The following is a 24,377-nucleotide window of genomic DNA, read 5'->3' on the forward strand; positions in this document are numbered from 1 at the left end:
CCATGCCGCAAGCCACGGCGTTGATCGATGGCAACAATTTCTACGCCTCCTGCGAACAAAGCCTTGACCCGTCCTTGATCGGTCGGCCCGTGGTTGTGCTGTCCAACAACGACGGCTGCATCGTCGCCCGGAACGCCGAAGCCCGCGCACTCGGGATCGCCATGGGTACGCCGTACTTCAAAGCCCGTCGCCAACTGGAACAGCAAAGCGTGATCGTGCGCAGCTCGAATTACGCGCTGTACGCCGACATGAGCCAGCGGCTGATGAGTGTGTTGGAAGCGCATTGTGAAGAGCTCGAGATCTATTCCATCGATGAAGCCTTCGGACGCCTGAGTCGTCCGGCGAATGGTGATCTGCAGGCATGGGCCCAACAGCTACGTGCACGGGTCCGACGCGATCTCGGACTCCCGATTGCCATTGGCCTGGGAGCCAGCAAAGGCCAAGCCAAACTCGCCAACCACCTGGCCAAGGCCGTACCGGCGCATGCCGGGATCTTCGACCTGGAACAGTGCCAGACACCGGATCATTGGCTCGAAACCGTCGCGATTGACGATGTCTGGGGGATCGGTCGCAAGATGGCGCGCTGGTGCCGGCTGCGGGGCGTCATCAACGCGCGACAGCTGCGGGACATGCCCAGCGGAGAACTGCGGGCCAAAGCCGGGATTGTCGGCCTGCGCCTGCAGCGGGAACTGCAAGGCCACGCCTGCCTCCCCCTGACGTTGGCACCCGCTCCCAAGCGGGAAACCTGCGTCAGTCGCAGCTTCAGCCGACCAATCAGTTCGCTGGACGAACTGCAACAGGCGATCGCCAGCTATGTGGTGCGCGCTGCGGAGAAATTGCGACAACAGCAACAGCTGGCAGGGGCGTTGACGGTGTACACACGCACCAGTCCCTTCCAGCCGACCGCCTTCTATAGCCAGGCCGCCAGCACACATCTCGATTTACCCAGCAATGACACCACGGCCCTGCTGAAGGCCGCGATGCCCTTGGTGTCACGTATTTTTCAACCCCACCGCCACCTGGCCAAGGCAGGCGTCCTGATGCAGCACCTTCAGGGCCACCATCACCTGCAGCATCACCTGATGACCCCCTGCGAGGGGATTGAGCAGCACAAGCGCGACAGCCTGATGTCCACCATCGACCAACTGAACCGCCGCTACGGACGCGGCACCGTGCAATGGGCCGCTTGCGGACTGACACCGACCTGGGCGATGCGCCGCGGACGCCTCAGCCACAGTGCGACCACCCGACTCAGCGATGTGCCGATCGTCCATGCCGATCGCTAAGCCGGTGAGACCCGGAACGGTTCAGGCCTGTTGCAACAACTGAAGCGCTTGCTCACGGGTGCTGATCAGCAAGACCATGCGAACCCCATGGGCATTGAGACCAGTCTGCTCGCGCACAAGATCGGAACTCGCCAAAGCCAGCCCGCAGGTTTCCACGAACAAAACAGGCAACGAGCCCGGATGACCACGCATGCCTTGCAAATCAAGGGCCTGACGAACAGCCTGCTGGGCCTTATCGGATCCGAGTCGCTCAACGAAGGCGGGCCACAGGTGATTCACCTGCTCAAGCGCTGAGAAATCAAGACGGGCATCAGACATGAATCAGGTCGGCAACTGAGCCAGAGCATCGATGATCATCTCTGCGGTCACGTCAATCCGTTCCAGTGGATCGGCGTTATCGAGATAGGCATCAAAGGAGGCGAACCGTTCGACGTGGGGCTTGATGCTGGCTGCCGCCCAAGCCTGAGGCCAGTCACCGTCCTCGGGCTTGACCACCAGATAAGCCTGCAACGCTTCGTCGAGATCACCACCATCACCAACACCCTCGCCCTGCCAGATGGCTTCGAAGAATTCAGACATGGCGCTTCAACACCGATGACAACCCTGAAGACAGTTCAACACAGAAGCGCTTGGTCAGCGACAACGTCAGGCGGATGCGGGGAAACCACCACAACGCTGTTGATCAAGAAAAGCAATATGTTTCCTCTCGGAATAATAAAGCTCTTGATAGTTCAGAGCATCATGATTCAGCTCATCAAACAACTGATCAATACGTCGTTCCGCATCATTGGATGACGACGGATCCTGTTGCTCCTGTTCAATCAAACGGGCAATACAACGCTCCAACGTTTCAAGACGTTGTCCACTCCAGGCTTCGAGGAGATGACGGCAGCGTTTCAGACTTTTTTGCCGTTCCAGCAACGCTGCGGTTCCACGGAGTTGCACCAGCGGATCACTGAGGGCTACACGCTGGAGTTCACCGGGCTCAAGCAAAGGGGTGAGACGAGAGAACAACGGGCTGTTCTCCAGCAAGAGTTGATCGGTGAGAAGGCTGGGTAGATCAAGATCACCGAGTTCATGGCCAGGATCGTCGCCGCGACTGACCGCCTCCAGACGTCCACTGCCAAGGTTGGTTTCCTCCAGCTCGGTGATCGACACCCAGAGAAGACGGTGATGCTGAAGCGCGAAATCCTCCAAATCACGCTGGCGTAGTTCCTGACGAATCGCCGGGCGATGGCGGGGACAGTGCAGATACAACCGCAGAAGATCCGCTTCACAGCGCTCACGCTGCGTGGCCTCACCGGGTTGTTCATGGCGACTGGAACGGCCATGCCAACGTTGACCTTTGACCTGCTGGCGCAGATCCTCCTCGAGCTGGAGGGCAAGCCGGCCTTGGCCACCACTGAGACGTTCCGCAACCCGCTGGAGGTAATGCGTCCGAACAGCGGACTGAGGCAATTTGCCCAGCAGCGCCACGAGGGAACTCACCGCTTGCTGAAACTGATCCGATTGGCTGAGATCACGATCCGCCAACACCTGATCGATCTGCCAGTCCAACCAGAGCGGCGCTTGATCCAGCAACGATTGATACTCGCCGGAACCGTGATCACGGAGGAACTCATCCGGATCCTTCCCAGAGGGAAGGTGAAGCACGCGCAGTTCCAGCTGACCCTGAAGGGCGAGTTGCTCGACTTCACCGATGGCTCGGTTCGCGGCACGGATCCCCGCTCCATCGGCATCGAAGTTCAAAACGATGCGTTTTCGATCGGTACAGCGGGAGAGCTGCGTGATCTGTTGACTGCTCAGGGCGGTGCCAAGAGAGGCAACCGCATTGGTGACACCGGCGGCATGGAGGGCAATGACATCGAAATAGCCTTCAACCACCACCGCACGGTCGTCTTTGCGGATGGCATTGGACGCCTTATCAAGACCAAAGAGATGCTTTCCTTTTTCGAAGATCTCTGTTTCCGGCGAATTGAGATATTTGGGCTCACTGCCATCCAAACTGCGACCACCAAAGCCAATCACCCGACCCTGGCGATCATGGATCGGAACGATGACCCGATGGCGAAAGCGGTCATAAAAACCTGAACCACCCTTGCGGGGAACGACCAGACCAGCAGCCTCCAGAAGTTCAACCTTGAGCCCTTCCACACGGGTCAGGTGATTCAGCAGACCATCCCATTGGTCCGGGGCATAACCCAAACCAAACGCCTCGTGCGTCGATGGGGAAAAACCACGCTCTTCGGTGAGATAGCGCAGAGCATCACGGCCACCATCCGACAGCAGCTGACTGCGAAACCAACCGGCCGCCAAGGACAAGGCTTTCTGCAGTGACTCACGCCGGGACAGTTGCTGGCGCAGACGTTCCTGCTGGGGCCCTTCGACAGTTTCAACGGGCAGTTGATACCGACGCGCTAAATCTAGAACAACATCGCTAAAACTTTGCCGTTGAAATTCCATCAAAAACTTGATGGAATTACCGCCAGCACCACAGGAGAAACAATAGTAAAACTGTTTCGCTGGCGAAACAGTCATCGATGGTTTGGTGTCGTCGTGAAAAGGACAAACACCAACAAATTCTCGTCCCTTTTTTTTGAGCACAACATGCTCACCCACAACATCAACGATGTCGGCACGCTCTTTGACGGCGTCGATGGTGCGCGGATGCAGGCGTGGACTCACCATGGGGGGAGTCTGATCGATGGCGGCGATTCAGTCCAGACGAACTGGATCTGACAAGCTCTGAACGGCGACATCAGCAGGGCGGACCCTGAACAGGCATGGGGAACGCGCAACAGGGAGTACGGGCCTTGGTGCTCAGTGGACTGGCCTTCAGCCTGATGACGGTCTGCGTCAAACAGCTGGGAGGACGGCTACCTGTCGAGGAAATCGTCTTCGTCAGGGCGGTGATCAGCCTGGCGATCACCACGGTGGCCATCAAACGGCTAGGACTGTCTCCGTGGGGCCAGAACAGAGTCGGTCTGTTGGTGCGAGGCACCGCGGGAACGGTCGCCCTGCTGTGTTTCTTTTATGCAATCGCAGCCTTGCCGCTCGGGGCCGCAACAGTGCTTCAGTACACCTATCCAACATTTACAGCGGCGGCAGCTGCCCTGCTTTTAAAAGAACAACTCGGACGATTGATTCTGCTGGCCTTGCCACTGGGTTGGATTGGTGTGGTGATGGTGGTCCAACCGGGATGGGTGGGCCAGGCGGGCGAAGGATTAGCAATGGGGCCAGCTCTGGTGGGGGTCGCCGGTGCCTTCTTCACCGCGATGGCCTATGTGTGCGTTCGGCGCTTGAGCATCACGGAGCATCCGCTCGTGATTATTTTCTATTTTCCACTGATTTCCATCCCAGTCACGCTTCCAGGCGTGATTCATCACGGCGTCATGCCATCAGGGATGGAATGGGGCTGGCTGCTTGGGGTCGGAGTGCTGACTCAGCTGGGGCAAATCTGGATCACAGAGGGACTGCGACGACTGCCAGCCGGACAAGCCACAACCATCAATTACGTGCAGGTTGTGTTTGCTGCGCTGTGGGGTTGGTTGTGGTTCAACGAACAAATCAATGGAACCACAGCCTGGGGCGGAGTTTTGATCCTGGGAGCCAGTCTGATCAGCGCGAGATCACGGCTGAAAAGCCCAATCACCGATGCTCAGGATTGAGGGGAAGCGTCAAGTTGGCCTGCGGGGGTTGATGGTTCACGCTGGGAGGCAATCACCGTGATCGCCATCGCCAGTGCACTGGTGGTGGCAGCACGGGGCAAGGTGAGGATTGGATCAATCGCCATCAACATGACCAGCACGGTGTCAGCTGGCACCTGAAAGAACAGAAGCGCGGGGGTGATGGATGACGTCACAGCGACACTATCGAGACCCGCCGCAGAAATACCGGTGGCAATGCCCAACGCAAGGACCTCAACCAACGTCTTTGGCGTCAAAGGGATGTTGTAGAGATTGAGAGCAAACATGATGGCAATCACGTTGTAAGTCACGTTTCCCACCTGGGAAATCAAGAGACTCAATGATGCCGATGCCTCAACCTCGGACTCATCACGCCCCATGCCCTTCATGGACTGGAAAATCAACGAGTAGGAGGACATACTCGAACCCGTTGAAAAGGCGAGGAGAAAAACACTATCGATCGGATTTTCTGACAAAGTAGATCGCTCCCTCGTGCTGGTAAAACGCCGAAATATCAAACGTGCAATACCAAGGGAGGCCACTGCAGCAAGAAAAACACAAATGGTGAAGTTAAGAAGGGCGACAACAATTTCAGCATTAATCGTGGAAACAGCGCCAGCAATCAAGAAGATCAAGACCAGCGGCGCGAGATAGAGAACAATGTTCAACACCTGCACCGAAATGCTATTGACGCTGCGAAGCAGGGAAATTAAGGGCTTCGTGATCGAAGGATTCAATCGCGACATCGCGACACCAGCCAGAATTGAACCCGTAATCACGCGAAGGGTCTGGCCACCAGAAGCATCGCCCAAAAGATTCCTTGGTAGAAGGGTCTGGAGCCAAAATTGACTCGCCACCTGATCAACACCTGGAACAGAATCGGAAATATGGATATCAGTGCTATCGAGCATGATGCGTCCGATGGAGAGCTTTCCATCCGGAGACAACACACCAGGACTTTGATAAATCGACAATAAAACCGCCAGAAAAGCCCCGAACAAGATGATCAGAACAAGCGGCAATGAAAAGCGTTTAGCAAATAAAAACTGCCCAGACGATTCGTCAGAGTGAATCGAAAAGATATTAGAGATCGAAATAATAACAGCCGAAAGCACCAAAGGGATGGCGGGGAAGGCAATCAACTGAACCAACGCCAAGCCCGCACTATTGAGGGTCGGAGCAGCAGAATCCGGAAGAATTGTCCCGAAGACAATCGACAGCGGAAGAATAAAAAGGAAAAAACTCCTAGGAGAGCGGGCACGACGCAGGAGCTGAACAAAAGAGGAGAACGTCATCGCAAAAACTAAGTGGCAGAATAAAAAGACATGTATTCTTCGAGAATGGTTGAATCCGTCTTGACTTCACCCCACTCCTTTGAAATGTAAAACTCAATAAAAGGAGAAAAATTAATACTTCCGTCAAGGGAAAGATAGATTGATTTTTGATCGACAATGTCATCAAACAAGATTGGGACATAATCGATGATCAAGTCTGGACTGGCATAGACCAGTCTCTTGATTTCCGTCATATCGCGATAAATCGCATCAACTTCACCATCAAAAAGAGCCTGCTGAGCAGCAAGCCAATCAGGAAATCCCTGGAAAGTGGCATTTGGAAAGTTATCCCTGGTTTCCGCTTCCCAAATGGTCTTCTCGATTGAACCTATTCGAATCGTAGAGGCCTCAAGAACTGCCGCAAACTCAGGAGAACCAGGCTCCTCAGACAAGGTCGAAATAAAGCTTCTATTCGCCATTAAAGCGTGCCTGAAGTCCAAGTAATGAACAGGAAAGGCATCAAACATTCTGTCGTAGGTGCGACCCAGCTTGCCGATTGCCAAATCGAAATCCCCAGCACCAACACGACGCACAAGCTCATTCAAATCAGGAGAAGAACGATCAAACTGAATATCAACCTTTAACTCCTTAGCCAAACCTCGAGCAATATCAATATCGTATCCCTCTAAATCACCAGATGTCTCATTGAGGTAATAGGCGGGGGGAGTGTTATAGGCAGGAAGCCCAACCGTTAAAACCCCGCGCTCCTGAATCCGTTGGATGAACAGGTTCTCAGCAGCCCAAGCGGGTCCGGCGGTGAAGAATATGGTCAGCGAAAGACAAACAGAAATAATTCTCAAAACAAACGAGCACATGATATGCAATTAATAAATGACAAGCAAGCAGACACTTAAATTCTAAACGGCTCAATCGAAAATGCAAAGATCAACCGATTCTCTTGATCACAAGACACACACTGACAGGTGCGGCTAAAACCGAGATGCCTCCCGAGATGCCTCAGGCTCAAGCTCTTGTGAGGCTTCCTCAAGCCGATCAAAGCGAGCATTCGCTTCAAGAATATTGGCAGTCAGTAAGGCGATGCAAACGATGCCTAAAATTCCAAAAAGAACTGCAAGGGACTTCCCGAGAGAGGTTGGTGGGGTCACATCCCCATAGCCAATGGTCGTAACGGTGACAATCGAAAACCAAAAAGAGCGAACAATCGATCCAAAATGCTCGGAGTCATTAAAACGCTCAACGACATACATCAAGACTGAAAATACATATGTCACAATTGTCAAAAGCACAACAGGAAAAAATGTATGAGCCGGAGAATCTAACAGGATAAAGGAGAGGCGGTCGAGAATCTTTCTAAAGCTAGAATAATAGATAGAGAGTGACATCTTCAAGATATAAGATCCGATTACAACCAAGGAGTCATTGTCGAACTTATTTGTAACCAGAACCATCAAGACCACGAGATCAGCCAGTGCTGGACCTGAAACAAAGATTGGGAGCAGACGGCTAGGGCGATAATCAAGCTTGGCCCAGCTATTTGTAAGCTTGCCAATATAATCACTAATAAAAAACAACTCGATCAAATCGAGGAAGAATTTTAGCCAAATCGTTATGCTGTCAACCTTGAGAGACTCTTCGGTCGTCAGTGCAATCTGCACGAGCAGCAACACAATGACGATATAGAGAAGAAAGGAGTAATTTCTTCCAGGCAAGCCACCCTTGTAATCACCAAAATACCAATGATCAGATTGGTAAAACTCCATAGCAAAATTACATTAATCCTCGAGTCAATATAAAGAATCTCAAAATAGACCAAGATCCTATCGTCACTTTAAGAGCAGCAACAATATTCAGTGCAGGGAGGTATATCTCAGGAGGGATCGTTGCAAAAACTGACTGTGGATCGACAAAACCCATGAACGTTGCCAATGCAGTGAAGACAAAACAAATCACCGCAAATTTTTCGAGAGCAGCGGCATTTGATTTGAAATAAAATTCTTCAACCTGTTTAAGCCGACCCGTCACCATCAACAACGTGATCGATGTTGCTCCAGACACACCAGAGGCAAAACCACCTCCAGGGGTCAGATGGCCTTTCAAGGCCAGATCGATGGCAAGAAAGGCTGTAAAGATGGCAGCCAGATCGAGCAGGATCACCAACGTGGGCTCACGGACCGCAATCAGTTCGGATTCCTCCTCTTCATCATGCAACAGAATCTTGACTCCAAGGCCAGCAATTGTAAAAACAGTGACTTCACCAATGGTGTCAAATAAGCGGGTTCCAAGAATCACAGATGTGACTGTATTTGGAATATTTGTATACTCAGACAAGTACTGAACGATGACTTCGGTATCTCGCTCAGGTACTGGAGATGAAAACAAAAGCATCACCATCACCGTAGAGATGGCAACGAGATAGAGAATTGATTTTAGCTCATTGCTAGAAAAACGCGGCATCGAAAGCTTCATGATTCCTCCTCTTTAGAATCCAAAACAATGACCGAATCAAGAAAAGGATTGGCTTGAAAATAATCAGATTCAATAATTTCAGATTTCAAAACATTAGACTCGACATAGAGGGTTTGATGGCGAATGAAAGCATGGGGCGAGCCGGAACGACCTTTGCATTCAGAGAATATTTCCGGGATGGAGAATTGATTCGAGTCAATAAAGTCTTTTGTTGTTGGCTTGAGATGCAATTCAGCAAAGACTTGAAGCAAATGATCCAAAGTTTGATCATCTGGAAGAGCAGACGAGTCCTGCATCATTACAACGGTATAACATGATTTAATTGTGACAATATACAACAACATCGACAATAAAGTACCAATGAGAACTTCTGTCAAAGCCACATCGGGAGCACCGATCAAGGCATAAATCAAGGCAGCAATACTTCCAAGAAAAGATCGATAAATCAACCCGTTCGTAGGCGACTGCGAGCGAATCAAAAGAATCCCCAGCAGAGGCAAAAGAAGCTCAAATGGCAGCAGAATTGCTGTCAGTAAGTAACCAGATTCTGTCATCGATCCGCAACGCTACCAAGAATATAGCTAAAGAATGTATTCCAAAGTGAAAGTGAAATCGCTGCGGTTAAAAGCAAGACCCAATTCGATGGAGAATGAATGACAAGTGCTAAAAGCATGCAAAGAGACCCAACGGTATCAGAAACAGTCAGTGTATGTAACTTATAGAAAAGACTATGCTTTTTGTTGAGGATTGGAAGAGTTCCCCAAAGCCAAAAGATTAATCCAAGGACAATAAGAAAAACCTCAGAAACCTGAGCAAACAAATTCATGAACGTCATATCTCCATCTCCATCAACGAAAGAATCAACATCCCTGCATCACCAACAATCAAAACAAATGCACCAATGCATGCAATCATCCAATCACCACGAAAAACACCAAAAACAAGAATCATCATGGCCAACTTGGTACTAAAGCTGGATGCAATGGCAATTCTCGTTGGTGTATCCTTGGAACGGGCAACGGCAATTAAAGGTATAAAGCTAATAAAAAGCATGCAGTAGACAACCGTCAACTCAGCCACATAGGGCCTTAGGTTAAACAGAGTGGTAAGGGCATTCATGAGCTCAGCTCCCGATTGACGTCCAGTCCATGATTGTTTAATTCATTGGACTCTTTAACGGTATGAACGCGCCATTCCGATGCATTTAATCTTTGGGTAACAAGAGACATCGGTGTAAATGTAATTCGGAACAAATCTAAAAAACCAGCAAAATTTGAGCCTTTACCGGCAAATTTACTGGCATTTTCAACAACAAAATGATCGGTTGGGTTCTTGATCAGCATCAGCTCTATGCTCTCCTTAATCATTAAAAATGGCAAAGAGAGTGACTTAAAGATCTCTGGCAAAATCGGTTTGATCTTGAGATCCTTGTAGGAACCGGGAGGAAGGATGACACAGAAAAATAAACCGAGAAAAATATTAAACGAACTCAAGCTCCCAGTTATTAAAAGCCAACAGGTAAATTTGAAAGCAACTGTCAAAAGATAGCGAATAAAATTTGTCATCAGATTTTAAAATAAAGTAGATTGGCGAGCAGAAGGGCTGCCACAAGGAAGGGAGCCCCAACCAGGTCGATCGTCTTGGTCACAGGCTTAACAAAATCGCCAGCCTGTATCCCCTTAACGGAAACAAACATAATGACCCCAAGGATGGCAGATGCAAAAGCTGACTCAATATTGTCGTATTTGTAAAGTTCAAAATCACGAACTGAGAATCCAACCAAGAAGAACGCAGACAGTAACAAGATGATATTTGGGAAGTGAAATAAATTCTGGAAAAACTGCGCCTTTGAAAAAGGAAACAATTTTAAATGATGCTTGTAGGCAACTAGCCGATCGTAAATAAGCCTTGCATAAACAGTCGAGGTCAGCAAAGCCGATGTCGTAAAGATAATATCAGCTTGATACGGTAAATCATATTTTAAGAGGTTTTTAGTGATGAATCCAGCTAAAAGAGGGAACCCCATAATGGACAACGATGCCAAACAAAAAACCACCACTCTCAGGAGTTCAGACGTTGAGCCAACTTGTGTTGATTGACCAGATGGGGCATGGGAAGAGTTCGATTCAAAATCCTCACGATCGTGGGCATGGAGTGTTGAAAACAGCAGCGCCTTACAAATCCCATGTTGCATGGCATACAGGCAGGCATAGGACGGAGACAACATCGCCAAACCCAGCTGAGAGACAGAACTCCATCCAAGCGCTCGGCCACTTTCGCGTTCAAACACGGCATAGATCGCAGCGATGACACCGCTGAGCACACCGACAACAACCATGGACTCAGCAATCGGGGTCAGTGCTTGGCTTAGGCGAGCGATGGGAGCGATTCCTGCACAGGTGACGCAACCTGCCAGAATCGAGGAGGCTTGACAGTTGGCATGGGAATAGATGTTCGGGACCCAAAGTCCGCAAAGAAAAACTCCAGCCTTGGTCAGCAGCCCAGCAATGATCAAACAAATCGCCGTGTTCGGGGCCTTAGTCAAATCAGCAAGCAGAAAACTTCCTGAGAAAGTAAAAGCTTGAACAACTCCAATCAAATAGATCAACATGGCCAAGCCACCGCCGATCAAATACTGAAATGCATTAAAGAGAGAGCGCTTATCGTTACGGTCTGCGATCAAAAGAAAAGCAGAGAACCCAGTGAGTTCAAGGGCAATAAAAAGGCTGACAAGATCGACCGTAGTGAAAGAAATCAAAAGTGCTGTCAACAGCACCATGCACACTTGATAAAAATAATGGGAAAATCTTGAAGAAAAAAGAGAAAACGTCAACAGCAGAGCAATCGATGCCCCGAAAATCATTGGAAAACTATATGAATCCCAAGAAAATTCAATTCCGCCGACTCCAACAAGTCGGTAATTCAACTCAAGACCTTGTTGATTCGCGAACCAAGAGAGATAAGAATAAGTTGCCAGGAGAAGGCCAGACAACCACAGAAAGATCCTTGGAAAGACACATCCCGCAAAGCCGAACACGGCAGGCAGGAAGATAAGAAGCGTTAGCGTGATTTCAGAGTTCATCTATTTCAGCGCTCCAGATCCTTATATCGAAGCAGAGGCGATGAACGACCGAGCCGTAAAGCAACAGAGCAGAGCAAGGCCTGGGTGGCAAAACCGATCACAATGGCGGTTAAGATGATTGCCTGTGGATAAGGATCAGAATAGCTGGAATAACGCAAGGTACTGACGATCGGAGTTTGGAAGCCATTGCCAGCGGCAATCAAAACAAAAATACTGATCGTCGCCGTATCAATAACATCGAGGGAAAACAAGGAATTCAAAATGTTTTTTGAATTCAGCAACCCAAAACATCCAATGATGATCAAAGCGACCATCGGGATCAAACGGACGATTTCCGGCGTCACGCCATAACGATTTCAACGTTCTTCCATTCTGGCTGGACGAAAACAAGCGTCAAGCACGCGTCACCAATTGGAACGAGTCAAAGCTTGTTATGCCAATGGAAGGGGATAGGTAAACCATTGCTGATTCAGCGCAGATGATTCCATTGGTTCCGCGGGCTGAGCCAAGCGCCAGCTTTGCTGTTGATCCCCTTGTTCGAGATAGAGATCAAACGGGCTGTCGACCTGGATCCTGTCGCCGGGGAGCTGCCAATCAAAACGGCCCTGGAGGTGAACACCGCGGTGGCCTGCCATCTTGAGAGCCGACTGATCTTCAATCCGAACCCGGCTCACGCTGGGATGACCGGCGGTGGGAGGAAGCTCAAGCGACTGAGCAATCGACGTCTGGGTCAATTCAATCTGAAGGGCAAGGGCATCGAGCACCACAGAGCGTGGTGGGCCCGACGATGGGCTGCAGGACACCAAACAAACGCTCAACAAGCAGCCAACAACAAGGCGGCACAACCGCCGCGCATCGTGCACGATGGGGACGACGAACGCAGGCTTCATGATCGGGTGGCTGCAAGGAACGATCCTGGACACTTGGTCGCAAGGGCCAAAGGCCGGTGTTGTTCTGAATTGTGCAGGAGTCGGCTACGAAGTACAGCTGACCCAACGCCAACAGGCTCCGTTGGTCGAAGGGGAACCACTGGATCTCTGGATTCATCAGGTCTATCGGGAGGATGCCAGCGTTCTGTTCGGCTTTTCAGACAAGAACGAACGGGAGCTGTTCCGGCGCTTGATCAGTGTCAATGGAGTTGGCCCCCAAGCGGCATTGGCCCTGCTTCAGGAATGTGGACTCACGGAGCTGATCCGGGCGATCACTGGTGGAGATCTGCGTCGACTCTGCAAAGCCCAAGGGGTCGGCAAACGTACGGCTGAACGCCTGGCCGTGGAGTTGCGCACGGGTCTTGCCGCGTTCGATGGGCCGCAACCTCCAGGTCTCTCGTTAGTCGAAGGGTTACCGGATGAGCTCAATTCCGAGACCAGTCCACTGCTGAACGACCTTGAAGGCACACTGATGGCCTTGGGCTACGACGACCTGGAAATCAGACGCGCCCTGCGTGCCGTCCATGACCAGGGAGCTGGGGTCCGGCCCGAGGATGGAGATCTCGACAGCTGGTTGAAGAGCTGTTTGCAATGGCTCAGTCAGGACGCGGGTTAGGGACATCGGGAACGTCGACCGGTAAAGTAGTTGTTTGAACCGTCAGGGTCCGGCCCCCTACGCATGTCGCTCGATACCACCGAAAAGCAACAGTTGATCAACGCACACCAGACCCACGGAACCGATACGGGTTCGGCTGAGGTCCAGGTGGCCATGCTCAGTGAGCGCATCAACCGCCTCAGCGGCCATCTGCAGCAGAACAAGCATGACTTCTCCTCTCGCCAGGGGCTGCTCAAGATGATTGGACGTCGCAAGCGTCTCCTGAGCTACATGCGCAACAAAAGCGAGCAGCGCTACACGGACATCATTGCCAAGTTGGGCATCCGCGGCTGAGCGAAGACCGTCAGAATCCCTGGAACTTAACCGGATTGCATGACGGATCAACGTCAATCCCTCCCTTTCGAGCCGAAGTCGGCTCCCAAAGGCCAAAGCCAAGGGTCACGCAAGGGAGGCTCAGCACCAGCCCAACGACAGGAAGCCATTCCTAAGCCTGTTGCCAACAGAATGGCTCGCCGTGTTGCAATCTTCACAGGACTCCCATCCCTCGCGGGAATGGGGGTTTTTGTGTTGAGTTACGTGCTGATGACTCGAGGCATTGCAGACATTGCCCCGGGCGTCACCCTGGCTGGCTCGGGATTCTTTTTCCTGCTCGGGTTAGCAGGATTGAGCTATGGAGTGCTCTCAGCCAGCTGGGAGAAGAACAACGGATCGTTGCTGGGTCTTGAAAACGTCAAGCCGAACCTGCAACGGATGCGTGAATCAATTCGTGCACAAAAAGAGTCGAAATCTTGATCCACCGCTCGTCGGTGAGTGCATCGCAATCAACTCATTGAGCAATCATCCGCGCGGAGGTCCGTGCGGAAAAAGATTCTGCGCTTAAACTTTCCAGCGCAGCGGACGCATCTCTGACACAGAATTGAGGGCCAAGCCGAACGTAGCGGACTGAATGATCCTGACGGACCTCAGCAACAACGGGAACCTTGACACCCAATTCCTCACGCTCAGGACGATGTTTTTGCAGACATTCTCTCAATTTATGTTGGATGGCAATGTCGGCGGCTCGATCTGGGGTGAGTTCAACCAAGAGAATTTCAAGATCATCAATCGCCCGGCAATCGTCGATGATCAATTGCACCCTCTCATCGCGACGATCAACAGCTGCCCAAATGAGAAGTCGGGCCTCAGCCATTAAATGATCACACAAACGGGCATAACTCTTCGGGAACACAACCGCTTCACAGCTTCCGGTGAGATCTTCGAGTTGAAGGATCGCCATACGATCACCTTTGCGTGTCGTGACCTGGCGGTATTCCGAGATCATGGCGATGGCGCTGACTTTGGTCTTGTCCGCCTGTTCCTCCAGTGAGCTCAATCCAATGGGAGCCAGCAGGCGCGCGGATGGATCAAGCTGCTTCAGCGGATGATCAGAGAGATAAAAACCAACTAACTCTTTCTCAAGGCGCAGTTTTTCGGTTGGTGGGTAATCACGCACCGCTGCAGCCTTAGGGGCCAAGCTGAGGTCGGAGGAGGACGCATCCCCATCCGAAGGTGCCGAAATCAAATCAAAAAGATTGCCCTGACCACTGTCACGATCTTTGGCTCGGGACGAAGCCCAGTCCAACAAAAGATCGAGATCAGCCATCAACTGAGCTCGATTTGCGGAGGGCTCAAGCGCATCCATGGCTCCACAGTGAATCAAAGATTCGAGGCCTCGACGATTCAGCACAGACGAGGGCAAACGGTCACAAAGATCAGCCAAGGATGCAAATGGACCGTCACTTTCTCTCGACGCAATGAGATGACGGATCGCACCATCCCCAAGATTACGAACGGCCGAGAGACCGAACAGGATGCGATCTCCCTGTGGGGTGAAATCGGTCCGTGAGGCATTCACGTCAGGGGGCATCACCTCAATGCCCATGGCATTACAATTTGAGATATAGCGCTGAACTTTGTCGGCAGTGCCCGCATTAACCGTGAGCAAAGCTGCCATATAAGCAACTGGAAAGTGTGCTTTTAAATAGGCCGTTTGATACGTCACAGCACCATAGGCTGTGGAGTGGCTCTTGTTGAAACAGTATTCAGCAAACAGCACCATCTGATCAAACAACTCATCGGCCACCTTCTCAGCGACACCACGGGATGAGGCACCATCAACAAACAAGCTGCGATGTTTCTGCATCTCTGACACCTTCTTCTTACCCATGGCGCGACGTAACAGGTCTGCCTCACCCAGGGAATAACCAGCCAGATCCTGCGCAATTCGCATAATCTGCTCTTGGTAAACCATGATTCCGTAGGTTTCCGAGAGAATTGGCTCCAAGGTGGCGTGGGCAAAATCAATGGCCTCGCGACCATGCTTGCGGTTGATAAATTTTGGAATCAATCCGGCATCCAAAGGACCCGGACGATATAGGGCGAGGATGGACGAAATATCTTCAAGGGACGATGGTTTGAGATCACGAACAATCTGCCGCATTCCACTCGATTCAAGTTGAAAAATACCTTCGAGATCACCTCGAGCAAGCAAAGCAAATGTATCTGGATCTTCTGAGGGTAATTTGTCAGGATCAATACGCTCACCACTACTCACTTCAACGAGTTCAAGGGTTTTATCGATCATGGTGAGATTCTTCAAACCCAAGAAATCCATCTTCAGCAGACCCATGGATTCAACATCTTCCATGAAGTACTGAGTAATGACCTGGCCGTCATTGTTGCGCTGGAGTGGCACAAGCTCATCCAGAGGATCTGCAGCAATCACAACACCTGCCGCATGAACACCAAATGTTTTGTTCGTTCCTTCAATACGTATCGCCATATCAACCCAACGCTTAACGATGGGATCATTATCATATTTCTGCTTAAAATCAGGGTTGGGTGATTCATCACTGATCATCACCTTGAGCTTGGCCGGCTTACCACGAGCAACTGGAATTAACTTGGCCAGGCGATCAGCATCACCGTAGGGAATATCCAAGACACGGGCCACGTCTTTCAACACGGCTTTTGATGTCATCCTGTTAAAAGTAATGATCTGAGCTACTTTCTCTTCGCCATACCGCTCAGTAACATAATCAATAACTTCACCGCGTCGTTCAATACAAAAGTCGGTATCGATATCAGGCATCGACTTTCTTTCGGGGTTCAGAAAGCGCTCGAACAACAAACCATTACTGACCGGATCAATATTCGTGATTCCCAGTGCATAGGCCACCAATGACCCTGCGGCCGATCCACGCCCGGGACCAACTGGAATTTTATTCTCACGGGCAAAGCGGATGTAATCCCATACCACCAAAAAATATGTTGGGAATCCCATTTGCTCCATGATCTTCAACTCATGGGACATCCGTTCGGAATAGACCGAATCAATCGGATCATCGGACGACAGTTCAAGACGCTGCCTGAGCCCTTGCTCTGTGACATCTCGCAAGTAAGAAACAGCGTCATGCCCTTCGGGTATGGGAAAACGCGGCATCTGGTAGTGGCCGAGGATGTCATAGTCCTCAACTTTTTCAGCCACAGAGACCGTGTTCAGAACAGCCTGGCGAACGGTATCGATATCCAAATGATCCGCAAACAAGCGGAGCATCTCCTCTTCCGTTTTGATGTATTCGGTCCCGGTATAACGCAGCCTTTTCTCATCAGAAATCAACTTTCCAGTGAGAACACACAACAGAGCATCATGGGCCTCAACATCCTGCTTGCTGAGGTAATGAGCATCATTCGTCGCAATCAGTCCGATGCCAAGGTCTTTAGCGATCCGAGCAATTTCAACATTAACGATGCGGTCTTCTGGAGATCCATGATCCTGAATCTCCAGGTAAAAATCCTCGCCAAAAATACCCTGATACCAGGCCGCAACATCACGGGCAACATCCGGACGGCCGCGAAGAATGGCCTGGGGAATCTCACCACCCAGACAGGCCGTGGCAACGATTAATCCTTCGCTGTACTGCTGCAACAGATGCTTATCGATGCAAGCTCTTGAAAAAATGCCCCGCCCACGCATTCCGCGCAAATGACTGAGACTGGTCAACTTCACCAGGTTGCGATAACCGGTCGCGTTTTTGGCGAGGACAACCAGGTGATATCGCTTCTCCTTCTTGGGCTGGGGGTCATCAATCGATCCATTGATGACGTACATCTCATTGCCGATAATCGGCTTGACCCCTGCCCCTTGGCACAGCTTCAGCAGCTCGATGGCGCCATACATGACCCCATGGTCGGTCAGGGCCAGGGCTGGCATGCCCAGCTCTTTGGCACGCTCAACCATGGCCGGCAACTGGGACGCGCCGTCCAGCAGGCTGTAATCGCTGTGGTTGTGGAGAGGTACAAATGCCATAGCCACAGCCTAGGACCAGACGCAAGATCCAGTGTCAGCACCAGAGCGCCGACACAAGATCTGGTGGCGACTTAGACAGCCAAGGCCGCCTCAGGCCGTGCAGCCATCACATTGGCCGCCTGTTCGTACTGGTGAGCGACCTGGAGAATCGTGGCCTCATCCAGCACATTTCCGATCAACTGAACCCCGATGGGCAAACCAGCGCGACTGAAGCCGCAGGGCAGGCTGATCGCTGGTAACCCAGCGAGATTCACCGGAATGGTCAGCAAGTCGGCGAGATACATCGCCAAGGGATCATCCGCATGGGCTCCGGCCTTGAAAGCCGGTGTCGGAGCCGTTGGTGTCAACAGAACATCCACCTTGCCGAACGCTGCATCGAAGTCACGCCGGATCAAGGTGCGCACCTGCTGGGCTTTCTTGTAGTAAGCGTCGACGTACCCGGCAGAGAGGGCATAGGTACCAATCAGGATGCGGCGTTGAACTTCAGCTCCAAATCCCTCCGCACGGCTGCGGGCGGTCATGGACGCGAGGTTCTCGGCATCGTCAGCGCGATAGCCATATTTAACGCCGTCGTAGCGGGCCAGATTGGCCGATGCTTCCGAGGGTGCAATCACGTAATACGTGGCGATGCCATCGGTGAAACGTGGGCAACTGACCTCGACGAGTTCAGCACCAAGGGCCTCCAGCTGAGCAGCCGAGGCTTCAACGGATCGTTTCACCTCTGGATCGAGCCCATCGGCCTCAAAACATTCTTTGATCAGGCCAACCTTGAGGCCCTTGATGGACCTGTTCAAACCAGCGCTGTAATCGGGGACTTCAGCGGTCAGGCAGGTGGAATCCCTGACGTCGTGGCCAGCGATGACTTGCAGCAGTTCGGCGGAATCAGCCACGGATGTCGTGAACGGTCCGATCTGATCCAGTGAGCTGGCAAAGGCGACCAATCCCCAGCGGCTCACCCGGCCATAGGTGGGCTTGAGACCAACCACGCCGCAGAACGATGCAGGCTGACGAATCGAACCACCGGTGTCGGAGCCAAGGGATGCGATGCACTCACCAGCGGCAACGGCTGCGGCACTTCCCCCGGAGCTGCCGCCGGGCACGTGAGCTGGGTTCCAAGGGTTGTTCGTCGGACCGAACGCTGAGGTTTCCGTGGATCCGCCCATGGCGAATTCATCAAGGTTGGTCTTACCGATCAGGATGGCTCCCGACTGCCACAGACGATCGGTAGCGGTGGATTCATAGGGGGGAACAAACCCCTCAAGCATTCGGCTTGAGCAGGTGGTTTTAATGCCTTTGGTGCAGAGGTTGTCCTTGATGGCGAGGGGTAGACCGGCCAAAGGCCCAAGGGTCTCACCCGCTGAACGGGCCGCATCAATGCGATCAGCATCGGCGCGGGCCCGATCGGCTGTGACTTCTAAAAAGGCATGAACCTTCGAATCGACGGAGGAAATCCTCTGCAAATACTGGTCAACCAGTTCCCGGGCAGAGACGTCGCCACTCAGGAGCTGCTGACGCAACGCGCTGATCGTCATTGACCCGAAATCCACCGCAGGAGCGACGCTATCAGCTACTCGGTCAGGCCTTAGCCCTCAATGGTCAACGGCTCACCGCGACGGGTCCGCAAAATGACGTGATCGACGGACCCAGGTGATTCGGAATGGATGTCCTCCAGGAAGCTATCCAATTCGTTGGTCAGGCCTCGACGGGTCAGGAACGGGCCAAACCAGTAGGTCACAGTCGGAGCACTCGTCTCAACGCGAGCCCACCAAGCCAAGCCAAAGCCATTGGCAAGACTGCGTAGGGGACGAATGACGGGACTCATTGAGGTGGAGGGTATCCACCTCATTGTGACCTGATCGGAGACAAAATCAGCCGATCACGTTGAAAGCTGGACGCTTTCGTCGAAATGGACCGCCGCCGTGTCGGACGGTTCGACGGTCAACGACAAATCGATCTCCTCCCTCGGGGTGGCAGCAGGAGTCGACTCAACCGTGTCGGCCGACTCAGCGTTCTCAGAGGTGGTGTCCGAGGCCTCCTCATAGGAGGTGCGTGGTCGGCTGATCGGTGGCGAGGGCGCCTGGCCATGGATGTCCTTCATCCAACCGCGCCGGGCGATCTCATAGACACACAGGGCCGTGGCCACGGAGGCATTGAGGCTGGGCGTGATCCCGCGCAGGGGAATCCGAACCAACTGATCGCAATGGCGCCTCGTCAACAGGGACAGGCCCTGGTCCTCGGAACCGGTCACCAAGACCAGAGGGCCGTCAAGGTCGACATCCGGCAAGGTGACATCGCCTTCAGCGGCGAGTCCGATCACGCGATAGCCAGCGTCCTTGAGCTTCTCAAGGGAACGGTTGAGATTCACCACCCGAGCGACGGGCATGTGCTCAAGGGCACCGGCAGCGACCTTGGCGACTGACCCTGTCAAGCCGGCACTGCGCCGTTGGGGCAGAACAACTCCATGGGCTCCCATGGCTTCGGCCGAACGCACCACGGCGCCGAGATTATGCGGATCGGTAACACCATCGAGGGCCAGCAATAACGGCGGTTCGCCGAGGTCTGCACACCCCTGGATCAAGCCATCGATATCCAGTGTCTCGGCCGCTGCCGTCTGCAGTGCAATGCCCTGATGCACCGAACCACCGGTGATTTGGCCCAAACGCGCCCAGGTGACCTCCTCAACCAACACCCCTGAGGCCTTGGCATCCCTGAGCAATTGCAGAAACTTGGCTGCACTGCGCATCTCGGATGTGCACCAGATGCGATGGATCGGACGGCCAGATTCGAGGGCAGCCTGGGTTGCGTGGCGTCCCCAGATCAGATCATCTGGCGGTGGTGTGGCCGCCGATGCTTCAGGGGGTCTGGAGGAATTCGGACGCTGCCGCGGGCCGGACGAGCGCCGTTCGTCCGATGAACGGCGTCGATCAAAGGACCCCATCGGCGGTCGGGACGCACCACCCCGATCGCGGCCGCTGCGGGAGTCGCGGTCGAAGCGACGGCCTGACCCAGCATTGCTCCGCTCGGTGCGGTAGCCATCCTCGCGGCCGGATCCCTGATGGGAACGACCGGACTCAAATCGACCACGGTCACGGTCGCGGTCACGGTCGCGATCCCTGTAGCCATCACGCTCCCGGTAGCCATCACGCTCTCCCCGATCGCGGAACCCCTCTCGGTCGCGATCCCGGTAGCCGTCACGGCCGCGGTTTGCGTCACCGGGTCGCGCCCAATCCGAGCGTCTCCCTTGGTCGTCACCCCGCGGACGAAAACTTTTTCTTGGGCCGTCGCCACCACCCCGCCACGACGACTCTGGCCTCGATCCACCCCCCGATCGGCGGCGATCCCCTCGTCCGGAACCTCCACCATCGGGGGATCGACCTCCAGCGCCCGAGCGGCCGCCACGAGACGGTGCGCCGGAACGACGTTCAAAACGAGGGGTCATGGGTTAGGCGGTGACGTTGGCGAAGTGGCCCCGGCGTTCTCCAGATGATCAAACAGATCGGCCAGCCGGGCTGGGTTGTTGAGGAACAGCCAGCCAACCATTGTCTCAAACCCTGTGGCCTTCCCATAGATAGCTGCATCAGCACGCCTTGGACCACGACCGGCACTGTTTCGCCCCCTTCGGATCAGGTCCTGTTCCGTCGCATCCAGAAAGGGTTCCAAGCGCTCAAGGGCCTCTGCTTGCGCATCAGCACGCACAACGGCGACAACGGCCTTATGCAGAGCATCAGCCTTCCCTGGCGCGCGGCCGAGCCGCAGGCGTTGATGGAGTTCCCAGACCGCATCACCAATCCAGGCCAGTTGCAGGGGGCCAATCGAGCCGGACACAGGGTCCGGCTGCTGCGAACGAATCCAGGTGCTCAAGCGGCGATCTGACTCAAGGCTGTCGATAAATCATCGACAAGATTGAGGAACCCATCCAGTCGAACGAGCTTGATGGTTTGGTTCACCCTTGTGTTGCCAACCAACTGCAGACGACGTTTGGCGTCCTTGCACAATTTGGCAATTTGAACAAGAGCACCCAGCCCTGAAGAATCCAGGAAATCAATCTTGCTGAGATCCAGAACGATGGGCAGTTGATTGGCCTGCAGGACATCGGTGACATATCCGAGGAATTGCTTCTCGGAATAGGCGTCCAACTGGCCCGTGAAATGGAGGACCAATCCCCCATCGTGATGCTCAAAACCGCCGCGGAGTGAGACGGTCAGCCGCTGAAGTTCGCTGATGGGTCCTTCCCCCGACGTGTTGGGCCGAAGTTTAGGGAGCTCGACAGAGCTCAACCACCTCAGGACCGGCGATCTGACATGAGCGTCATGAATCGGCCGAAATGATGGTCCGCATCGTGGGGACCTGGGCTGGCCTCAGGGTGATACTGAACACCGAAGACAGGCTTATGGCGATGCGCCATGGCGGCCACGGTGCGGTCGTTGAGGTTCAGGTGTGTGATCTCGATCAAGTCGGGATTCAAGGACTCGGCATCGAGGGCAAAGCCGTGGTTCTGACTGGTGATCTCAACCTGGCCAGTGGTACCGCAAGGGTGGTTCAGCCCGCGATGGCCGTAATTCAATTTGTAGGTGCGGCCACCCATGGCCAGCCCGAGAATCTGATGGCCAAGACAGATTCCAAACATCGGGAGGTCTGTTGTGTTCAACAGCTCAGTGGCGAGCTGAATCCCGGCGCCCACCGATGACGGATCCCCAGGGCCATTCGACAAAAAGACGCCATCGGGCTGGTGCTCCAGGACCGTCTTGAGATCACTGTCCGCAGGCACCACCGTGACGTGACAACCATGGGCGACAAGACGGTCGAGGATGGCGCGCTTAATGCCGAAGTCGACAGCAACTACACGGAAGGGAGTCCCTTGCCCTGAGGAGCGCGTGCGCTGATCGAAACCGACACGACAGGGGTCGGTCCAGGTGTAGGTCGTCTTTGTGCTGACGGTATTGGCGAGGTTGAGCCCCTCCATGGACGGAGCCTCCTGGAGCAGCGTCACCAGCTCCGCCGGCTGACGTCCATCACTGCAAATCACCCCATTGATGGCACCACCTTCCCGGAGGTGGCGCACAAGAGCACGCGTATCAACGCCGGCGATGCCGACCACGCCGTGGGTCGTCATCCAGTCTTCAAGTCTCTGCTGGCAGCGCCAACTACTGGGACGAGGCGCCAGTTGACGGGCAATCACCCCTCGGGCGTGCGGTTGGTCAGCCTCTTGATCGTCGGGGTTGACTCCGGTGTTTCCCAATTCCGGATACGTGAACGTGACCAACTGGCCGGCATAACTCGGATCGGTCAACACCTCCTGGTACCCAGTCATCCCGGTGTTGAACACCACCTCGCCAACAACAGCTCCGCGATGGCCGAAAGCACGGCCCGTCAAAACGGTTCCATCAGCCAGGACTAAGTAGGCCTGTGCTGAAGAGGACTCAGACATCAACCCAAACGAGCGGTGGTCTCCGCCCCTCATTCTCCATTTCGATGGGACAGGCTGGTTTTTAACGTCTCCAACCGCTGCCAGGGCTCACCGGCGCTCAGGACAGCCTGGGCCGATTGGACACCCTTGCGGAGATCGTCTTCGACACCGGCCGACCAGAGCACCAGAGCGGTATTGAGGGCCACGGCATCCCGTTGGGCCTTGGTTCCAGCACCGGAGAGCACCGCCTGCAAAATCTCCTGGTTCTCAGCGAGATCTCCACCGCGGAGGGCCTCCAAAGGCGCAGACGTCAACCCCAGATCCTCCGGGGACAACGTTTCGGAACGAACAGAGCCTTGGTCAATGAAACGAAGATGATTCGCGCCAGCCAGGGAGCCTTCATCCAGTCCACCGGCGCCATGGACGACCACCGCACGCTTCAGACCCAACTGGAGAAGTGCTCCTGCCATCGGATCGAGAAGATCGTTGCGGGCGACACCCAGCACTTGCGCATCCGGGCGAAGGGGATTCACCAGGGGGCCCAACAGGTTGAAAACGGTGCGTATCCCCAAACTGCGCCGCAGCGGAGCCAGATTCACCAGGGCGGGATGCCAGGCCGGAGCAAACAAAAAAGTGACGCCAGCTGAGCCGATCGCCTCAACCACCGTGGTCAAGGGAGCCTTCAACTCCAAACCAAGACCCTCGAGCACATCGGCTGAACCGACCTTTCCGCTCGCACTGCGATTGCCGTGTTTGGCAATGGACACACCGCAGGCGGCGGCAGTGAACGCGACAGCCGTGGAAATGTTGAACGTGTCGGCACCATCACCACCGGTGCCACAGGTATCCACCATGAACAGACCGGGACGGGCGCATGGCAACGGACAGGCCTCACGCAACACCATGGCCATGGCCGCCAGCTCAGTGGCCACCATCCCCTTGGCACGCAACGCGGCGAGGAAGGCGCCCGTTTGTACAGGGGTGAGCGTTTCCGCCAGCCAAGCCTGCATCAAGGCAGTCGCCTGCTCCGTTGACAGGTGTTCTCCCTGAACGACGCGCTCCAACAGAGCCGACCACGAGACAGATGTAGAGGTCATCGAGGGTGTGAAAACAAAAAAACCCGGGTGCGAAGCACGCCGGGCTGGGTGATGGGGACCTGTCCAATATCCCTCGGATCAAGCGATCCAGACCAGCCCCGAGGGTGACGCAACGCCGGGCGTCCCTCCGGCTGATGCCAAAACTCTCCAGAGCGGCATGATTCC

At 53.8% G+C, this 24,377-nt stretch carries 27 protein-coding genes; 5 read left to right on the forward strand and 22 right to left on the reverse strand.

The window, feature by feature from the left end:
• The first annotated feature begins 2 nt into the window (after positions 1-2).
• Entirely contained in the window at positions 3-1,286 is a 1,284-nt protein-coding gene (locus tag ACGVKB_RS02545; RefSeq protein WP_392349703.1) for a Y-family DNA polymerase, read from the forward strand.
• A 21-nt stretch (positions 1,287-1,307) separates the two neighbouring features.
• Here the strand turns inward: ACGVKB_RS02545 and ACGVKB_RS02550 are convergent, their stop codons facing one another.
• The 3 genes from ACGVKB_RS02550 to dnaG all read right to left on the reverse strand — a co-directional run bounded on the left by ACGVKB_RS02550 (position 1,308) and on the right by dnaG (position 3,974).
• The gene (locus ACGVKB_RS02550; RefSeq protein ID WP_392349704.1) at positions 1,308-1,604 is read right to left on the reverse strand and encodes a hypothetical protein; all 297 of its coding nucleotides are present in this window, start codon (positions 1,602-1,604) and stop codon (positions 1,308-1,310) included.
• Positions 1,605-1,607: 3 nt separating this feature from the next.
• The gene (locus ACGVKB_RS02555) at positions 1,608-1,865 is read right to left on the reverse strand and encodes a hypothetical protein (protein ID WP_392349705.1); all 258 of its coding nucleotides are present in this window, start codon (positions 1,863-1,865) and stop codon (positions 1,608-1,610) included.
• A gap of 66 nt (positions 1,866-1,931) precedes the next feature.
• On the reverse strand, positions 1,932-3,974 hold the full coding sequence (gene dnaG / locus ACGVKB_RS02560) for a DNA primase (RefSeq protein ID WP_392349706.1): 2,043 nt from the start codon (positions 3,972-3,974) through the stop codon (positions 1,932-1,934).
• A gap of 95 nt (positions 3,975-4,069) precedes the next feature.
• Here dnaG and ACGVKB_RS02565 point away from each other — a divergent pair, with 95 nt between their 5' ends.
• Positions 4,070-4,954 (forward strand): DMT family transporter, encoded by an 885-nt coding sequence (locus ACGVKB_RS02565; RefSeq protein ID WP_392349707.1) that lies wholly within the window; start codon positions 4,070-4,072, stop codon positions 4,952-4,954.
• On the opposite strand, the gene ACGVKB_RS02570 is transcribed toward ACGVKB_RS02565, so the two are convergent.
• The 11 genes from ACGVKB_RS02570 to ACGVKB_RS02620 form a co-directional block, all read right to left on the reverse strand.
• Positions 4,945-6,267: a cation:dicarboxylate symporter family transporter gene (locus ACGVKB_RS02570; RefSeq protein ID WP_392349708.1), complete on the reverse strand. Its 1,323-nt coding sequence runs from the start codon at positions 6,265-6,267 to the stop codon at positions 4,945-4,947. The genes ACGVKB_RS02565 and ACGVKB_RS02570 overlap by 10 nt on opposite strands.
• An 8-nt stretch (positions 6,268-6,275) precedes the next feature.
• A complete protein-coding gene (locus ACGVKB_RS02575) occupies positions 6,276-7,121 on the reverse strand; it encodes a substrate-binding periplasmic protein (RefSeq protein WP_392349709.1) in 846 nt (281 codons plus the stop codon).
• 114 nt (positions 7,122-7,235) lie between these two features.
• Complete coding sequence (locus ACGVKB_RS02580; protein ID WP_392349710.1) at positions 7,236-8,027, reverse strand: potassium channel family protein; 792 nt, start codon at positions 8,025-8,027, stop codon at positions 7,236-7,238.
• 7 nt (positions 8,028-8,034) lie between these two features.
• Positions 8,035-8,733 (reverse strand): Na(+)/H(+) antiporter subunit B, encoded by a 699-nt coding sequence (locus ACGVKB_RS02585; protein WP_392349711.1) that lies wholly within the window; start codon positions 8,731-8,733, stop codon positions 8,035-8,037.
• A complete protein-coding gene (locus tag ACGVKB_RS02590; protein ID WP_392349712.1) occupies positions 8,730-9,287 on the reverse strand; it encodes a hydrogenase subunit MbhD domain-containing protein in 558 nt (185 codons plus the stop codon). The genes ACGVKB_RS02585 and ACGVKB_RS02590 overlap by 4 nt, the downstream gene beginning before the upstream one ends.
• Positions 9,284-9,559 (reverse strand): monovalent cation/H(+) antiporter subunit G, encoded by a 276-nt coding sequence (locus tag ACGVKB_RS02595; protein ID WP_392349713.1) that lies wholly within the window; start codon positions 9,557-9,559, stop codon positions 9,284-9,286. Before ACGVKB_RS02595 ends, ACGVKB_RS02590 begins: the two co-directional genes overlap by 4 nt.
• A gap of 5 nt (positions 9,560-9,564) precedes the next feature.
• The gene (locus ACGVKB_RS02600; protein WP_392349714.1) at positions 9,565-9,852 is read right to left on the reverse strand and encodes a hypothetical protein; all 288 of its coding nucleotides are present in this window, start codon (positions 9,850-9,852) and stop codon (positions 9,565-9,567) included.
• On the reverse strand, positions 9,849-10,298 hold the full coding sequence (locus ACGVKB_RS02605) for a hypothetical protein (RefSeq protein WP_392349715.1): 450 nt from the start codon (positions 10,296-10,298) through the stop codon (positions 9,849-9,851). Before ACGVKB_RS02605 ends, ACGVKB_RS02600 begins: the two co-directional genes overlap by 4 nt.
• Positions 10,298-11,815: a proton-conducting transporter membrane subunit gene (locus ACGVKB_RS02610; protein ID WP_392349716.1), complete on the reverse strand. Its 1,518-nt coding sequence runs from the start codon at positions 11,813-11,815 to the stop codon at positions 10,298-10,300. Before ACGVKB_RS02610 ends, ACGVKB_RS02605 begins: the two co-directional genes overlap by 1 nt.
• Before the next feature lie 5 nt (positions 11,816-11,820).
• Positions 11,821-12,159: a cation:proton antiporter subunit C gene (locus ACGVKB_RS02615; protein ID WP_392349717.1), complete on the reverse strand. Its 339-nt coding sequence runs from the start codon at positions 12,157-12,159 to the stop codon at positions 11,821-11,823.
• Positions 12,160-12,246: 87 nt separating this feature from the next.
• A complete protein-coding gene (locus tag ACGVKB_RS02620) occupies positions 12,247-12,618 on the reverse strand; it encodes a hypothetical protein (RefSeq protein WP_392349718.1) in 372 nt (123 codons plus the stop codon).
• An 85-nt stretch (positions 12,619-12,703) separates the two neighbouring features.
• On the opposite strand from ACGVKB_RS02620, the gene ruvA reads away from it, so the two are divergent.
• The 3 genes from ruvA (at position 12,704) to ACGVKB_RS02635 (ending at position 14,152) form a co-directional block, all read left to right on the forward strand.
• The gene (gene ruvA / locus ACGVKB_RS02625) at positions 12,704-13,360 is read left to right on the forward strand and encodes a Holliday junction branch migration protein RuvA (protein ID WP_392349789.1); all 657 of its coding nucleotides are present in this window, start codon (positions 12,704-12,706) and stop codon (positions 13,358-13,360) included.
• A gap of 63 nt (positions 13,361-13,423) precedes the next feature.
• The gene (gene rpsO / locus ACGVKB_RS02630) at positions 13,424-13,693 is read left to right on the forward strand and encodes a 30S ribosomal protein S15 (RefSeq protein WP_392349720.1); all 270 of its coding nucleotides are present in this window, start codon (positions 13,424-13,426) and stop codon (positions 13,691-13,693) included.
• A gap of 39 nt (positions 13,694-13,732) precedes the next feature.
• A complete protein-coding gene (locus ACGVKB_RS02635; protein WP_392349721.1) occupies positions 13,733-14,152 on the forward strand; it encodes a PAM68 family protein in 420 nt (139 codons plus the stop codon).
• A gap of 34 nt (positions 14,153-14,186) precedes the next feature.
• On the opposite strand, the gene ACGVKB_RS02640 is transcribed toward ACGVKB_RS02635, so the two are convergent.
• From ACGVKB_RS02640 to trpD, 8 genes are all read right to left on the reverse strand, one after another.
• A complete protein-coding gene (locus tag ACGVKB_RS02640) occupies positions 14,187-17,708 on the reverse strand; it encodes a DNA polymerase III subunit alpha (RefSeq protein WP_392349722.1) in 3,522 nt (1,173 codons plus the stop codon).
• Between the two features lie 71 nt (positions 17,709-17,779).
• A complete protein-coding gene (gene gatA, locus ACGVKB_RS02645; protein ID WP_392349723.1) occupies positions 17,780-19,240 on the reverse strand; it encodes an Asp-tRNA(Asn)/Glu-tRNA(Gln) amidotransferase subunit GatA in 1,461 nt (486 codons plus the stop codon).
• 50 nt (positions 19,241-19,290) lie between these two features.
• A complete protein-coding gene (locus ACGVKB_RS02650) occupies positions 19,291-19,530 on the reverse strand; it encodes a DUF1816 domain-containing protein (protein WP_392349724.1) in 240 nt (79 codons plus the stop codon).
• A gap of 54 nt (positions 19,531-19,584) precedes the next feature.
• Positions 19,585-21,147 carry a 23S rRNA (guanosine(2251)-2'-O)-methyltransferase RlmB gene (gene rlmB / locus ACGVKB_RS02655; RefSeq protein ID WP_392349725.1) on the reverse strand — a complete coding sequence of 521 codons (1,563 nt, stop codon included), beginning with the start codon at positions 21,145-21,147 and terminating at the stop codon, positions 19,585-19,587.
• On the reverse strand, positions 21,144-21,569 hold the full coding sequence (locus ACGVKB_RS02660) for a ribonuclease III domain-containing protein (protein WP_392349726.1): 426 nt from the start codon (positions 21,567-21,569) through the stop codon (positions 21,144-21,146). Before ACGVKB_RS02660 ends, rlmB begins: the two co-directional genes overlap by 4 nt.
• A complete protein-coding gene (locus ACGVKB_RS02665; protein WP_392349790.1) occupies positions 21,566-21,913 on the reverse strand; it encodes an STAS domain-containing protein in 348 nt (115 codons plus the stop codon). The genes ACGVKB_RS02660 and ACGVKB_RS02665 overlap by 4 nt, the downstream gene beginning before the upstream one ends.
• A 77-nt stretch (positions 21,914-21,990) precedes the next feature.
• Positions 21,991-23,136 (reverse strand): glutamine-hydrolyzing carbamoyl-phosphate synthase small subunit, encoded by a 1,146-nt coding sequence (gene carA / locus ACGVKB_RS02670; RefSeq protein WP_392349727.1) that lies wholly within the window; start codon positions 23,134-23,136, stop codon positions 21,991-21,993.
• Between the two features lie 29 nt (positions 23,137-23,165).
• Positions 23,166-24,212 (reverse strand): anthranilate phosphoribosyltransferase, encoded by a 1,047-nt coding sequence (trpD, locus tag ACGVKB_RS02675; protein ID WP_392349728.1) that lies wholly within the window; start codon positions 24,210-24,212, stop codon positions 23,166-23,168.
• Positions 24,213-24,377: the final 165 nt, after the last annotated feature.

Source organism: Parasynechococcus sp. (assembly GCF_042954325.1).
GTDB lineage: Bacteria > Cyanobacteriota > Cyanobacteriia > PCC-6307 > Cyanobiaceae > Parasynechococcus.

Coding starts and splice junctions, on each gene's coding strand:
- ACGVKB_RS02640 (WP_392349722.1), bottom strand. CDS start 17,708: ATGGCATTTGTACCTCTCCACAACCACAGCGATTACAGCCTGCTGGAC.
- ACGVKB_RS02565 (WP_392349707.1), top strand. CDS start 4,070: ATGGGGAACGCGCAACAGGGAGTACGGGCCTTGGTGCTCAGTGGACTG.
- trpD (WP_392349728.1), bottom strand. CDS start 24,212: ATGACCTCTACATCTGTCTCGTGGTCGGCTCTGTTGGAGCGCGTCGTT.
- ACGVKB_RS02600 (WP_392349714.1), bottom strand. CDS start 9,852: ATGAATGCCCTTACCACTCTGTTTAACCTAAGGCCCTATGTGGCTGAG.
- carA (WP_392349727.1), bottom strand. CDS start 23,136: ATGTCTGAGTCCTCTTCAGCACAGGCCTACTTAGTCCTGGCTGATGGA.
- ACGVKB_RS02575 (WP_392349709.1), bottom strand. CDS start 7,121: ATGTGCTCGTTTGTTTTGAGAATTATTTCTGTTTGTCTTTCGCTGACC.
- ACGVKB_RS02650 (WP_392349724.1), bottom strand. CDS start 19,530: ATGAGTCCCGTCATTCGTCCCCTACGCAGTCTTGCCAATGGCTTTGGC.
- ACGVKB_RS02580 (WP_392349710.1), bottom strand. CDS start 8,027: ATGGAGTTTTACCAATCTGATCATTGGTATTTTGGTGATTACAAGGGT.
- gatA (WP_392349723.1), bottom strand. CDS start 19,240: ATGACGATCAGCGCGTTGCGTCAGCAGCTCCTGAGTGGCGACGTCTCT.
- ACGVKB_RS02605 (WP_392349715.1), bottom strand. CDS start 10,298: ATGACAAATTTTATTCGCTATCTTTTGACAGTTGCTTTCAAATTTACC.
- dnaG (WP_392349706.1), bottom strand. CDS start 3,974: ATGGTGAGTCCACGCCTGCATCCGCGCACCATCGACGCCGTCAAAGAG.
- ACGVKB_RS02545 (WP_392349703.1), top strand. CDS start 3: ATGCCGCAAGCCACGGCGTTGATCGATGGCAACAATTTCTACGCCTCC.
- rlmB (WP_392349725.1), bottom strand. CDS start 21,147: ATGACCCCTCGTTTTGAACGTCGTTCCGGCGCACCGTCTCGTGGCGGC.
- ruvA (WP_392349789.1), top strand. CDS start 12,704: ATGATCGGGTGGCTGCAAGGAACGATCCTGGACACTTGGTCGCAAGGG.
- ACGVKB_RS02555 (WP_392349705.1), bottom strand. CDS start 1,865: ATGTCTGAATTCTTCGAAGCCATCTGGCAGGGCGAGGGTGTTGGTGAT.
- ACGVKB_RS02570 (WP_392349708.1), bottom strand. CDS start 6,267: ATGACGTTCTCCTCTTTTGTTCAGCTCCTGCGTCGTGCCCGCTCTCCT.
- ACGVKB_RS02550 (WP_392349704.1), bottom strand. CDS start 1,604: ATGTCTGATGCCCGTCTTGATTTCTCAGCGCTTGAGCAGGTGAATCAC.
- ACGVKB_RS02610 (WP_392349716.1), bottom strand. CDS start 11,815: ATGAACTCTGAAATCACGCTAACGCTTCTTATCTTCCTGCCTGCCGTG.
- rpsO (WP_392349720.1), top strand. CDS start 13,424: ATGTCGCTCGATACCACCGAAAAGCAACAGTTGATCAACGCACACCAG.
- ACGVKB_RS02585 (WP_392349711.1), bottom strand. CDS start 8,733: ATGAAGCTTTCGATGCCGCGTTTTTCTAGCAATGAGCTAAAATCAATT.
- ACGVKB_RS02595 (WP_392349713.1), bottom strand. CDS start 9,559: ATGAATTTGTTTGCTCAGGTTTCTGAGGTTTTTCTTATTGTCCTTGGA.
- ACGVKB_RS02590 (WP_392349712.1), bottom strand. CDS start 9,287: ATGACAGAATCTGGTTACTTACTGACAGCAATTCTGCTGCCATTTGAG.
- ACGVKB_RS02635 (WP_392349721.1), top strand. CDS start 13,733: ATGACGGATCAACGTCAATCCCTCCCTTTCGAGCCGAAGTCGGCTCCC.